General features: G+C 63.7%; 13 protein-coding genes. 4 read left to right on the forward strand and 9 right to left on the reverse strand.

From position 1 onward, the window contains the following. Window positions 1-365 precede the first annotated feature (365 nt). Window positions 366-1,427 (forward strand): glycosyltransferase family 2 protein, encoded by a 1,062-nt coding sequence (locus ACYHH6_RS17250; RefSeq protein WP_352592251.1) that lies wholly within the window; start codon window positions 366-368, stop codon window positions 1,425-1,427. Between the two features lie 105 nt (window positions 1,428-1,532). On the opposite strand, the gene ACYHH6_RS17255 is transcribed toward ACYHH6_RS17250, so the two are convergent. The 6 genes from ACYHH6_RS17255 to ACYHH6_RS17280 all read right to left on the reverse strand — a co-directional run bounded on the left by ACYHH6_RS17255 (window position 1,533) and on the right by ACYHH6_RS17280 (window position 7,323). Further along, complete coding sequence (locus tag ACYHH6_RS17255) at window positions 1,533-2,162, reverse strand: LysE family translocator (RefSeq protein ID WP_352592248.1); 630 nt, start codon at window positions 2,160-2,162, stop codon at window positions 1,533-1,535. A 60-nt stretch (window positions 2,163-2,222) separates the two neighbouring features. Next, a complete protein-coding gene (locus ACYHH6_RS17260; RefSeq protein WP_352592245.1) occupies window positions 2,223-3,038 on the reverse strand; it encodes an ABC transporter permease in 816 nt (271 codons plus the stop codon). Further along, entirely contained in the window at window positions 3,038-3,871 is an 834-nt protein-coding gene (locus ACYHH6_RS17265) for an ABC transporter permease (protein ID WP_352592242.1), read from the reverse strand. Before ACYHH6_RS17265 ends, ACYHH6_RS17260 begins: the two co-directional genes overlap by 1 nt. A gap of 22 nt (window positions 3,872-3,893) precedes the next feature. Then, window positions 3,894-5,009 (reverse strand): ABC transporter substrate-binding protein, encoded by a 1,116-nt coding sequence (locus tag ACYHH6_RS17270; protein WP_352558061.1) that lies wholly within the window; start codon window positions 5,007-5,009, stop codon window positions 3,894-3,896. A gap of 84 nt (window positions 5,010-5,093) precedes the next feature. Then, window positions 5,094-6,185: an ABC transporter ATP-binding protein gene (locus ACYHH6_RS17275; RefSeq protein ID WP_352592239.1), complete on the reverse strand. Its 1,092-nt coding sequence runs from the start codon at window positions 6,183-6,185 to the stop codon at window positions 5,094-5,096. Between the two features lie 253 nt (window positions 6,186-6,438). Further along, the gene (locus ACYHH6_RS17280; RefSeq protein WP_352592236.1) at window positions 6,439-7,323 is read right to left on the reverse strand and encodes a LysR substrate-binding domain-containing protein; all 885 of its coding nucleotides are present in this window, start codon (window positions 7,321-7,323) and stop codon (window positions 6,439-6,441) included. 83 nt (window positions 7,324-7,406) lie between these two features. On the opposite strand from ACYHH6_RS17280, the gene ACYHH6_RS17285 reads away from it, so the two are divergent. The 3 genes from ACYHH6_RS17285 (at window position 7,407) to ACYHH6_RS17295 (ending at window position 10,396) form a co-directional block, all read left to right on the forward strand. Next, entirely contained in the window at window positions 7,407-8,999 is a 1,593-nt protein-coding gene (locus ACYHH6_RS17285; protein ID WP_352592266.1) for a zinc-binding metallopeptidase family protein, read from the forward strand. Between the two features lie 32 nt (window positions 9,000-9,031). Next, window positions 9,032-9,964 (forward strand): dimethylarginine dimethylaminohydrolase family protein, encoded by a 933-nt coding sequence (locus ACYHH6_RS17290; RefSeq protein WP_112560964.1) that lies wholly within the window; start codon window positions 9,032-9,034, stop codon window positions 9,962-9,964. Between the two features lie 252 nt (window positions 9,965-10,216). Beyond that, the gene (locus ACYHH6_RS17295) at window positions 10,217-10,396 is read left to right on the forward strand and encodes a hypothetical protein (RefSeq protein ID WP_352592233.1); all 180 of its coding nucleotides are present in this window, start codon (window positions 10,217-10,219) and stop codon (window positions 10,394-10,396) included. Window positions 10,397-10,490: 94 nt separating this feature from the next. Here the strand turns inward: ACYHH6_RS17295 and ACYHH6_RS17300 are convergent, their stop codons facing one another. From ACYHH6_RS17300 to ACYHH6_RS17310, 3 genes are all read right to left on the reverse strand, one after another. Next, window positions 10,491-10,913, reverse strand: coding sequence for a hypothetical protein (locus ACYHH6_RS17300; RefSeq protein WP_488500452.1), 423 nt, complete (start codon window positions 10,911-10,913; stop codon window positions 10,491-10,493). A gap of 133 nt (window positions 10,914-11,046) precedes the next feature. Beyond that, window positions 11,047-11,586, reverse strand: a complete 540-nt coding sequence (locus ACYHH6_RS17305) for a cytochrome c (protein ID WP_352592227.1) — start codon at window positions 11,584-11,586, stop codon at window positions 11,047-11,049. An 8-nt stretch (window positions 11,587-11,594) separates the two neighbouring features. After that, entirely contained in the window at window positions 11,595-11,900 is a 306-nt protein-coding gene (locus ACYHH6_RS17310) for a hypothetical protein (protein ID WP_352592224.1), read from the reverse strand. Window positions 11,901-12,061 lie beyond the last annotated feature (161 nt).

Raw genomic sequence — 12,061 nt, forward strand, 5'->3', positions numbered from 1 at the left:
TCGAATCTGCCAGGATCGCCTGTGCTGCCCGAGGGGTTATTCCGGCCACATTTGAAGGTCAGTATTCGCCATGCCTTCACGGCTCCCGCCCGCCCGCCCGCTCGTCCGATCCGATCGCGACCGCAGCCGGGCTCGGCTGCGGCATCGTCCGCGTCGAACCGTCGGAGCCTTAGCTGCCGCAGACCACAGCTCGGCGGCCGGCCTCGAAGGCAGATGGCGGCCTGAAGTCGCAATGAGAGACGTGACCCGTCTCCTGAAGGAAAAGCGCAGCTTTTCCCTGGGAAACTCGTCGGGCACTTGGAGAGGGGGCGGGCCCATGGGGCGGGCTGTCGCCGAAACCGAAGCAAGATGCGAGGTCGAATACGATGCAGTCGAACGGAACTCCGGTATCCATCATCATCCCGAATTACAATTACGCGCGCTTCCTCAACCGCAGCATCGACAGCGCCCTGGAACAGGACTACGGCGACGTCGAGGTCATCGTCGTCGACGATGCATCGCAGGACAATTCCACGACCATTATGGAATCCTATGGCGACAGGATCGTCGCCTGCCCGCGAGCGCAAAACGGCGGACATGCGGCGGCGTTCAACACCGGTTTTGCCGCAAGCTCGGGCAGGATTGTCCTGTTCCTCGACGCCGACGACTATCTCTATCCGCCTGCTGTCTCCAAAATCGTCGACACTTGGGATCCGGCAACCGCCCAAGTGCAATCCAGGCTGCATGTCGTCGACGAACAACAGCGCATCAAGGACGTCTTTCCGCCACCCGAACTGCCCTTCGACAGCGGCGACGTCAAGCCGAAACTCCTGCACAAGGGGCGCTACCAGACGACCGTGACCAGCGGGCTGGCTTTTGACCGTGAGACCCTGGAAACGATCATGCCGATTCCCGAGCCGGATTTCCGCCAGGGCGCCGATGGCTATCTGGCAACGTTGGCACCCTTCCACGGATACGTCCAATCCATCGACGAATGCCTCGGCGCCTACCGGATTCACGGCGCAAACCATTCGATATTCGGCGAGCAACTCGCCGAGCGGGCGCGTTGGCGCGTAAGGCACGATTTCCGCCGCCTGGAGGCGTTGTCGGAGCAGGTCTCCGGGACCGGCCTGACGGTTGTCCCGTCGGATGCCGTCCGCCGCGATCCGATCCATCTGGAGGAGCGGCTGGCCTCACTCTGCGCGGACAGCCACCAGCACCCGGTGGCCGACGATTCGCGGCTGGCGCTGGCGGCGGCGGGTGCCGTCGCCAGCCTGGAGATGACTGCATCCTTGCGGCGGCGTGCCGTCCTTGCCGCCTGGTTCCTGTCGGTAGGCATGTTGCCGCCCAAAATGGCCATGGCCGTGCTGTCGTGGAAACTCGACGCCTCATCCCGGCCGGCATTTCTTACCCGCCTGTCCAAGACCATCCGCAACGCAATGGGGTAGCATCTGGCGGCGCTGCGCACCGCCAGCACGGTGATGACGATCGGGACCACCGAAAGGGCGGCGCTCGCCGGTGCGCAGGCTCGTCGGTATTTGCCGGCACGCGCCTCAGAGATGCCCGAGCGACTGCAGGATCAAAGTGCTCGAAAGACCAAGCAGGGCGATGCCATACAGGCGGTCGATCCAGACGGCGTTTGGCCCAGCCAAAAGCGTCGTCGCCCGCGAGCCAAGCATCGCGTAAAGCATCAGCATGAGGACATCGGCAAGCGCGGCGATAGTGGCCAGGATCGCATATTGGATTGCGATCGGCTCATCTGCTCGGACAAAGTGCGGTAGGATTGCGGGAAACAGCAGCCAGGCCGCCGGATTTGTGACCGCCACCAGAAAGCAGCGCCCAATGAGGGCCTTGGCTGAATGGTGTGTTTCGGGAGGGTTCGAATTGAACGCAGGTCGAGATGCGTTGCGCAGGGTGCCGGTGGCGACGACGAGCAGATAGAAGGCGCCGAACATCCTGAGTACCGAGAGATAGAATTCCGAGGCCAGCAGAAGGGCGCCGAAGCCGAGCGCGACGATGCTGATGAGGACAAAATCCGACAGCACAACGCCGGCAATGCCGAGAAATGCGTGTCGAGCCCCGTAGCGGGACCCGTTGGTGATGGCGAGCACAACGTCCGGTCCCGGAACCGCCATCCCGAGCACCGATACGAAGGCGAATGTCACCAGCGGCAGGTTTCCCATGCCGCCGCGTAATGTGCCCCGCGCTCTCCGTCGGTAACGTCGTTCACACAGCTGTTGTTGCTACTTGGCTTGGTGCCCGCCGCGTACCTTGACCACAACGCTGCGCACCGCCAGCACCAGCACAGTGATGATGATCAGGATCACCGAAAGGGCGGCGATCGCTGGGTCGATGTTGTCGCGCAGGCCCATCCACATCAGCCTGGGCAGCGTGATGGCGTTGACCGAGGTGATGAACAAAGTGACGCCGATTTCTTCCCAGGACAGCACGAAGGAGAGCAGGGCAGCGGTGACGATGCCGAACTTGATGTTGGGCATGATGATACGCGTCGCGCGCTCCCACACGCTGGCGCCGAGGCCGCGCGCGGCAAGGTCGATGCGGCGGTCGAGCTGGCTGAGCGAGACCAGGATCAGCACCGTGGCGAAGGGCACCGTCATCACCGAATGCGCCATGGCGACACCCAGCCAGGTGTCGTAGCCGAAGAACGAACTCATGCCGGAGATCGAGGTCAGCAGGAAGTAGAGTGTGATCGCCGACACCACCGGCGGCACCACCATCGGCAACAGCACGAAGCCAACGAGCGCAGCGGTAAAGCGCGGCTGGAACATCCAGACGCCAAGGCTGAAGCAGAGCGCCAGCACGGTGGAGATGACGCTGCTGACGATGCCGATGCGGATCGACAGCAGGATGGCGTCGAGCCAGCGCGGATCCTCGATCAGCGAGCGGTAGTGGCGCAGCGACAGCTCGCCCGTCGGCATCGCCAGCATGCGGCTTGGCGTGAGCGACACCGGAATGACCGCGAGCAGCGGCAGCAGCAGGAACAGCGCCACCAGCACGGCGAGGATCAGCGAGACGGGACCGGGGCGATAGGTCGGCATCAGATCAGCTGCTTCGGTCTGACATAGCGGAACAAGAGCGCCATCAGCGCGCCGACGAACAGCACCAGCACGACGCTGATCGCCGCGCCCAGCCCCCAGTCGGGGCTCTGGAAGATCCTGAGATAGATCAGTTCGGCGATCATCACGCTGCGGCCGCCGCCGAGGATCGCCGGCGTGACGAAGAAGCCGAGCGAGAAGACGAAGACGATCATCGCCGAACCGATGATGCCCGAGCGCGTCATCGGCACGAACACGGTCCAGAAGGTGCGCATGCGGCTGGAGCCGAGCCCGCGCGCGGCAAGCAGCACGCGCTCGTCGAGGCTGCGCATGGCCGACGCCAGCGGAAACACCGCGAAGGGGATCAAAAAATGCGTCATGCCGATGATGACGCCGAATTCGTTGCGCACCAGCGCCAGCGGTTCGGAGATGAAGCCGATCGATTGCAGCCAGGTGTTGATCAGGCCGCGGTTGGAGAGCAGCGCCACCCAGCCGAAGGCGCGCGTCAGCACCGAGATCCAGAAGGGGACGAGAATGCAGAATTCAGCGACTATGCGCTGCGCCGGGCTGCCGCGCACCCACACCATGGTGATTGCATAGGCCGCCGCGACAGACACGAAGGTGACGATCAGCGCAATGCGCAGCGTGCGGATGAACACCGACTGCACCAGCGCGTCGGTGGCGAGCGCGCCATACTGGCCGAGCCCCGGCGTCGGCAGCGTGACGCTCCATTTGACGACGCCGAGGAACGGCCAGGCGTACGCCAGCACAAGGAACAGGAGCAGCGGCGCCATCAACAGCGCCGCGCCCATCCTGTCGGAGAGGGTGCCTCTCATCTGAGGGTCACACCCGGCTTAGTCAGGCCGAGATGATCTTGGTGTACTCGTCGAGCGCCGGCCCGTAGTTCTTGGCGTACCAGTCCATGTCGAGCGCGATCTGCTTCTTCATGTTTTCGGGATCGACCGGGTTGATACGCTTCTTGTCGGCGGGGATCAGCGCATCGGCGGCCGGATTGGCCGGGCCCTGTCCAAGCTTGTCGAACATCACCAGCTGCTTTTGCGGGTCCTGAGCGCTGGCGATGAATTTCATCGCCGCGTCCTTGCCGCCAGGGTTGCCCTTGAGCACGGCGAGCGCGCCGGGCGAGATCAGGCCCTGGTCCCAGATGAACTTGATCTTGCCGCCCGAGTCCTGCTCGATCAGCGAGGCACGTGTGGACCAGACGATCGCCATCGAGGCTTCGCCGTTGAGCAGCACGCTCTGGCTCTCGGCGCCGCCGCCCCAATAGGCCACGACGTTTTCCTTGAAGGCGGCGATCTTGTCATGCGCGCGCTTCAAATCGAGCGGATAGAGCGAGGCCGGCGCGATGCCGTCGGCGAGCAGAGCGGCTTCCCAGCTCGACACGCCCCATTTGTAGAGCGAGCGTTTGCCCGGGAATTTCTTCACGTCGAAGAAATCGGCCATGCCGGTCGGCGCGTCCTTGCCGTATTTCTCGGAGTCATAGGCGATGACATAGGAGAAGAAATAGGTCGATGCCGCGTATTCCCAGCCGAAGCCCTCACGCATCTTCTTCTTGTCGACGATGGTGTAGTCGATCGGCTCGAGCGCGCCCTGGGCGCCGAGCGTGATGGCCGAGAACGGGTCGACGTCGACGAGGTCCCAGGTCGGGGCGCCGCTCTTGAACTGCGCGGCAATCGCGCCCTCTGTCGGGCCCGAGCCGTCCATCTTGACGGTGATGCCGGTCTCCTTGGTGAAGGCCTGGCCATAGGCGGCATCGTAAGCCGTGATGGCATCGCCGCCCCAGTTCACCAGCACCAGCTCCTTAGCCGCGGCAAAGGCACCGGTCGAGCGCAACAGCATCGGCGTGCCGGCCAGCACAAGAGCGGCAAGCTGCGTGAATTGCCGGCGCGAAATCTCGCCGCGCGCTGCCCTGGCGGACAGGCCGTCCATGGCTTGTTTCTTGGTTTCGTTTGTCATGTCGGTTCCCCTTTTTTCGTTGATAGTTCCGGTGGTTGTGGCGCGCCCCAGATTCTTTGCTGGAAGACTTCGCCGGTTTGGTCGTCATCCTCCGTCCGGAAGGAGGAAACCTTTTTCCGCTGGCCAGGTCAGCCAGACGGAGTTGCCTTTGCTCAGCGCCGCTGCCGCGACCTCGTTTGGCACCGACACCGTCACCTTGGCGCCCTGGCGCGTTGTCAGGTCGAGCTTGGTCGCAGCGCCGAGATAGGTCGAGGCGATAGCGGTCGCGGCAACGCCGTTCTCGCCCAACGCCGCTTCGCGCGCGATCGACATGTATTCGGGGCGGATCGCCAGGATGGCGTCGCCACGAACTTTCTCGGCCTTGCAGTGCATGCTGACCGCGCGGTCTTCGCACAGGCCCGTCGAGCCATTGTCGGCAGGCCTGACGCCCTTCAGCGGCAGCATGTTGATCTCGCCGAGGAACTCGGCGACGAAGCGGTTGTCCGGCCGGTCGTAGACCTCGTCAGGCGCGCCGACCTGCAGCAATTTGCCGTGGTTGAAGATGGCGACGCGCGACGACAGCGCCAGCGCCTCGCTCTGGTCGTGGGTGACGAAAACGAAGGTGGTGCCGGTCTCCTTGTGCAGCCGCTTCATCTCGGCCTGCATCTGTCCGCGCAGGCTCTTGTCCAGCGCCGAGAACGGCTCATCGAGGAGCAGCACGCCGGGTTCGAACACCAAAGCGCGGGCCAGCGCCACGCGCTGCTGCTGGCCGCCGGAAAGCTGTGCCGGCAGTTTCTTCTCGTGGCCCTTTAACCCGACGCGCTCGATGATCTCGCCAACGCGGCGCTTGATCTCGGCGGCGGATTTCTTGCGCACCTTGAGCGGGAAGGCGATGTTGGCCTCGACCGACATATGTGGAAACAGCGCGTAGCCCTGGAACACCATGCCGGCGGCGCGCTGCTCGGCCGGCCGCTCGGTGATGTCGACGCCATCGCTGAAAAGCTTGCCAACGGTCGGCTGCACGAAGCCGGCCAGGATCATCAGGAAGGTGGTCTTGCCGGAACCGGAGGGACCGAGCAGGGTCAGGAACTCACCGCGGCCGATATTGAGCGACAGATCGTCCAGTGCACGGAACGAGCCGAAGCTCTTGCCGATCCCGATTGCCTTGATCTCTGCGGCCCGGCCGGGTTGCTGCATCCTGCCTCTTCCTTGGTCGTACCTTGAGCGTAGGGCAGGGCGCCGGCTCACCGCAACCGAATAGTTTTCGCCTGATCGGCAAATTTGATTCACGGATGGCGCCAAATCTCCCCCCCTTGAGGGGGAGATGGCAGCGAAGCGGCCAGAGGGGGGCGGTTCGACAGGGCTCGGCCTGTTACGGACGGAGGCTGGCGCTTCACGCGCGGCGACCCCTCTGTCGCCTTTGGCGACATCTCCCCCTCGAGGGGGGAGATTAGCTAATCTCCGACAACTTCGCTTTTAGCCACCTCGCAAACGCCTCCAGTACCGGGTGGCTGGCCTTGGCATGTTCCGACACCAGGAAATACGAGCGCGGCGAGCTGATTGCTATGTCGAAGGGGCGCACCAGACGGCCTTCGCTCAGCGCCCGGCGGCTGGTCAGCTCGTCACCCAGGGCGATGCCCTGGCCGGCGATCGCCGCCGAGAAGACGAGGTTCATGTCGGAAAAGAAGATGCCGCCTTCGGTGTCGGGGTTTTCCACCTTCGTCAACGTCAGCCAGCGCGCCCAGTCCTCGGTGTCGCCGAGATGCAGAAGATTGGCGCGCAGCACATCGGCCGGCTTGGAAAAGCCGCCGACCTTGTTGAGCAAGGTCGGGCTGCAGAGCGGTGTGAACGAGATTTCGCACAACAGTTCTGCCGCCCGGTTCGGCCAGTTACCGACGCCGAAGGCGATGAAGGCGTCGGCGTCTGGATTGCTGACATCGTCCAGCCGCCTTGGCGTCAGGATCGACAGCGCCACATCGGGATACATCTGCCGGAATTCGCCGATATGGGTGCATAAAAACAGCGAGGCGAAGCCCGGCGTGCAGGAGACGGCGAACGAGCCGCCGAGGCCGGTGCCGGCCTGGCGTGTCACCGCGTCGCCAAGCACGGTCAGCGCCTTGCGCACGTCAGCGGCATAGCGCTGGCCGCGTGGCGTCAGCGCGACGCCCTTGCCGATGCGCTCAAGCAGGTCGAAGCCGAGGTCGCGTTCGAGCAGCCGCAACTGATGGCTGACCGCGCTGCGGGTCAAGTGCAGTTCGTCGGCGGCGCGCCAGACGCTGCCGTGGCGGGCAAAGCTATCAAGGGCGCGCAGCGCCTGTGTGGAGGGTATTCGCAAGAGGCCTCAGGTGAACCGAATTTGCACGAACCGGGAAAACATATCACTTTTTGGAAAGCCGCTTCACTGCTTTCTTGGGCTGCATGGAGAAACCGGTGACGACCTCGGCGCAAGCCACCGCGCTTGCCTGTCTCGATGGCATCCAGCCATCGCTGTCGGCGTGGACGCGCATCATTTTCGATTTCGGCGAGACCGCCTGGCGCGAATACCAGTCGGCCGCCTGGTATGTCGCGCGTCTGAGGCATGAGGGCTTTTCGGTCGAAGAAGGCTCGGCCGGCATGCCGACCGCCTTTTGCGCTCATTGGACGAATGGCCCGGGGCCGACCATCGGCATGTACGCTGAATACGACGCCGTGCCCGGCAATTGCCAGGATGCGGCAACGGTGAAGCGGCCGCGCCCGGGTCTTGGCAGCGAGGCCGGCGGCCATACCGATCCGCATTCCGGACTTGGCGTCGCCAGCCTCGGCGGGCTTCTGGCGACCAAAGCAGCAATGCAGCGCCACGGCATCGAGGGCACGCTGCGCTTTACCGGTGAGCCGGCCGAAAAGGTGAGGGGCTCAAAGCCGGTCCATGCGGCCAAAGGTTATTATGATGGCCTTGCCGGGATGATCTCCTTCCACCCCTTCTACATGCTGCCGCTCTGCAACACGGCGCGCTGGGACACGCATTGCGGTGCCGCTTATGCGATGATCTATCGTTTCGTTTGCGACGAACCCGAAAACTGGGTGCGCGCGGGTGATGGCGCGCCGATCCCACAGGCGCATTCGGCCGTGCGGGCGCCCGGCGCCAACGACGCGCTGATGACGATGTACATGGCCTCCAAGGCGCTGCGCGATTCCATGCTGCCGCACCAGGGCGGCTGGTCGATCAGCGAGGCGATCCTCACCGCAGGACAGGCGACGGCCGACAATCTGCCGGCGGGGCTCTCCGAGATCCAGTACATGATCCGCGTGCCGACCATTGCCATGGCCGAACAGGTTACCGCCGTGCTCGACCGCAACGCGCAAGCCGCCGCTACGATCAGCGGCTGCCGCTACGAGCGCCATTGGGTGTCGAAGTCGCGGCCGGGGCTCGCCAATCACGCGATGGCCGGGATCGCCTACGAAGCGCTGTCCACGGTCGGCGCGCCGCACTGGGATGAGGCAGCGAAGACGGTCGCCCGCGAGGTGCAGGTCAATGCCGGCGGCACCGCGACCGAAAACCCGTTCATCGACGAGATGGAACGACTAGTCGCGCCGCAAGAGGCCGAGGCCATCCTGCGCCGCGATTTGCCCCCGTCGCAGATCAACTCTACCTCCGACGATTACACCGACATGTCGTGGCACGCCCCGACGGCCCGCTTCTATGTCGCCCGCCCGGCGCTGCGCTCGGCGAACGGCCACGCCTATCCGTCCTGGGCGATGAATGCGCTGGGTGGCATATCGGCCACCATCGATCCGATGGTCATTTGTGCCGCCAAGACGGTTGCGCTTGCAGCCCTCCGCTTGCTTGAAGACAAGACCGCGCGCGATGCGGCGATGGGTGAATTTACCACCCGCACCGGCGGCGGCATCGGCGGCTCGAACTGGATCGCGCCGCTTTGCGACTACGACCCGCCGATCAATTTCCGCTGGCCGGAATATGTCACCACCGCGCGCGGGCTCGACTGGTGGATTCCGTCCGCCGGCACCGCATGATCGACCACCGATATCACCAAGAGGAGAACCCCATGACCGTCCATGACCGCATCGTCGCCGAACCGTTCTCGCTGCAGCGCCGCAATCCCGCCGGCGGCACCAAGCCGCTCACCGCCTGGGGTTTTGCCAACGAGACCGATGTCTTGACCGACGTGCTGCTTGGCTCGCCGAATTTCCTGCGCCATCTGTCGACCAGCTCGCTGTCGCGCAAACATCTGCGCGAGGCGCCCTGTAACGTCCAGATCGCGCAGGCGCAGCACAAGGACCTTGTCGCCGCCTACGAGCATTTTGGCGTCAACATCCACTGGCACGAGCCGACGCCGGAACTGCCGATGCAGGTCTATTCCCGTGATTCCAGCGTCATGACACCTTATGGCGCCTTCATCACCGCTATGGCCAACTGGTGGCGTCGCGGCGAGAATTATGCTGCCATCCGCACCTATGAAAAGCTCGGCATCCCGATCTACGACATGGTCACATCAGGTACCTTCGAGGGCGGCGACTTCAACGTCATCGAGGAGGGCGTGGTGCTGATCGGCTGCGGCGGCGCCCGTACGCAGGAAGAGGGCGCCCGTCAGGTGCAGTCCTGGTTCGACAAGGAGGGCTGGGAGACACGGCTAGCCTTCATCGACGAATACTACGTCCATATCGACCTGATGGTGGTTCCGATCGCCGAAAAGCTCACCGCCGTCTGCCTCGCCTGCACCGAGCCGGGCATCGTCGACTGGCTGAAGGGCAAGGGCCACGAAATCATCGACGTGCCGTTCCAGGATACGATGGCGCTCGGCTGCAACTTCATGTCGCTCGGCAAGGACAGGGTCATCGCCCCGACATCGAGCCAGTCGCTGATCGGCCAGCTCAAGGCGCGCGGTTTTGAGGTCGCGGCGATAGACATGAGCGAAATCTCCAAGACCGGCGGCGGCATCCACTGCATGGCGCAGGCGTTGAAGCGCGAGCCGGCGTAAGGGCGGGGGTTGCTGCCGGGGCCTGTGATGTACTGCTGTCGCATTTGACAAGACGGGCCGGCAGGGGAAACATATGCCGTCATCCGAGGAGGGATTCTGTGAAAAAAGCTTATGAAAAGCCGAGCCTGGCCAAAGCAGGCAAGCTCGGATCGGTGGTGGCTTCAATCTCGTCGAAGCCCGCCCCCTGAGCGCTTGCGGCCGCCGCAGGCCGACATTCGGTTGTCGTGGCTAGCGACAATCGGATCGAACTGTATGATTGATGCCGCCCGCCGGCTCGAAACCGGCGTGCTGCCGGGTATGAAAGCGGCCTTCCGGGTCATCGGTGTCGATTGCGGCCCAACCCGCGCACCGATGGCGCCAGCCGTCAAGGACGCCGAGGATCGGATGCGCGCCGTTCTCGCCCGCCCGGCGATCAGGGAGTGGCTGGCGTGAGATGGCCGCGCTGACGACGGAACGCGGTCGCCTCGTCTGGCCCGGCCGGACTCGCGACGGCGTGCAACCGCCCGTCCGGCCGGAATCCCATCTGCTATGCAGGTATCAATACGGCGATGCGATGCACGCCGACCTCCTTGCTTGTATTCGTCAATTCGTCGGTCTTGCCCTTGGCGCACGTGTACATGTCGCCCACCTTGAGCTTGAATTCCCTGTCGGCTTTCTTGATCGTGAATGCACCTGAGGTGATGGTGCACACCATGTCGTTGTCCATCACCGACTGAGGCGCGTGTGCTCCGGGCTGAAACACCACGTCGACAATTGCGATGCTCTTATAGGCGGGAATGTCTGCATTGCCGGTGCCGACCTCAACCATCCTGACACCGGGCGCAATCTCCTTGCCCTCTTTCGGGCCGTATTTCTTGATTTTTGCAGAGGCCGCCAGGGTGAACAAAGGCGTTACCGCGGCGGTCGCCAGACCGAGGCCAATTGCAGACCTACGATTCATGGTTTTCATCGCATCCTCCCGATGCTCGTCATGCATGGATATGCACGACCGAGAATATATTAGCACAAACGAATTTATCTGTATGCAAAGCGCCTGTGGCGCGGGTCAGCAAAGAGGGATTGCTCCGCCGGGCAAGGTTGTCTCACTGGACCTTTTGCCGGAACTTCGAATGACAGTTCGAGCAATCCTGCAGGATGAGGTGCAGGATATGTTCCGCCGGTAGTTTGGCCGGATCGGCTTCCGCCGGGATCGCGCGTTTGACGAGCAGGCTGCCGCCGCCCATTGCCAGACCGGCCCCCATGCGCATGTCGTCGGTAATGCGGTCGGGCGCGTGCTCGGCCTTGGCGGCCAGCGCGTCGGCCAGCGTCCCGATGTGATTTGCCAGCGCCTCGAATTCCGCCCGCGACTGATCGATCTCCAGCCTGGCCTGCGAAGGTGGCCCCAGCGAGGCGCTCGGAAACTCGGCAATCAGGGCAGGGCCGGTGCGCGCGCGAAGGGATTGCGCCGCTGCCTTGAAGGTCGCGGCGTCGTAGGCTTGTCTGCCGTCGAACATGCCGGCGATGGTTTTCGCCGCCGCCGCCATCTCCTTCATCGACGCCTGCCGTGCCGTCACGATCGGTCCATCGCCGGCAGAGGCGGCCATCGTGAGGGCGCAGACGAGCCACAGCAGCGCCGCTTTCACAGTCCATCTCACGGCGCAATGTCCTCGCCGCCCCATCCAACCGTGATAAGCCAGCCGCGGCAGGGGTTCGACTTCAGGTCGGATTCTTCTGTCGTGGTGCCGATACTCATCGGTAAATATCCGTGGTCGGAGGCCTCTGTCTCTGAGGCGGATAGACCTTCCAGCCACGGGAAGGTCAACTGCTTGAAACAGCCGATCGGCGGGCAATCAGCCGGGCTTGCAGAGACCTGACGCAGCGTTTCCTTGACTTGGATCGCAAAAACGGGCAGCAAAGCACAGGTGAGGGAGAGCATTTCTACCGTGGCGCAGACCATGGAGGGCTCTTTTTTCGTATCGACCGCCGCACAATGTGCGAACGGTGGAGGGATTGGTTAACCAACTTTGTCCATCTTTTGATTCAATCGGCAACAGACGCGAAAGGTGCAGGGGGCACCAGCGAACTGTGGATGTCACGGATGCGAGGGTCGCAAGCCTG

The sequence above is a fragment of the Mesorhizobium sp. P171375 genome, from assembly GCF_057786075.1.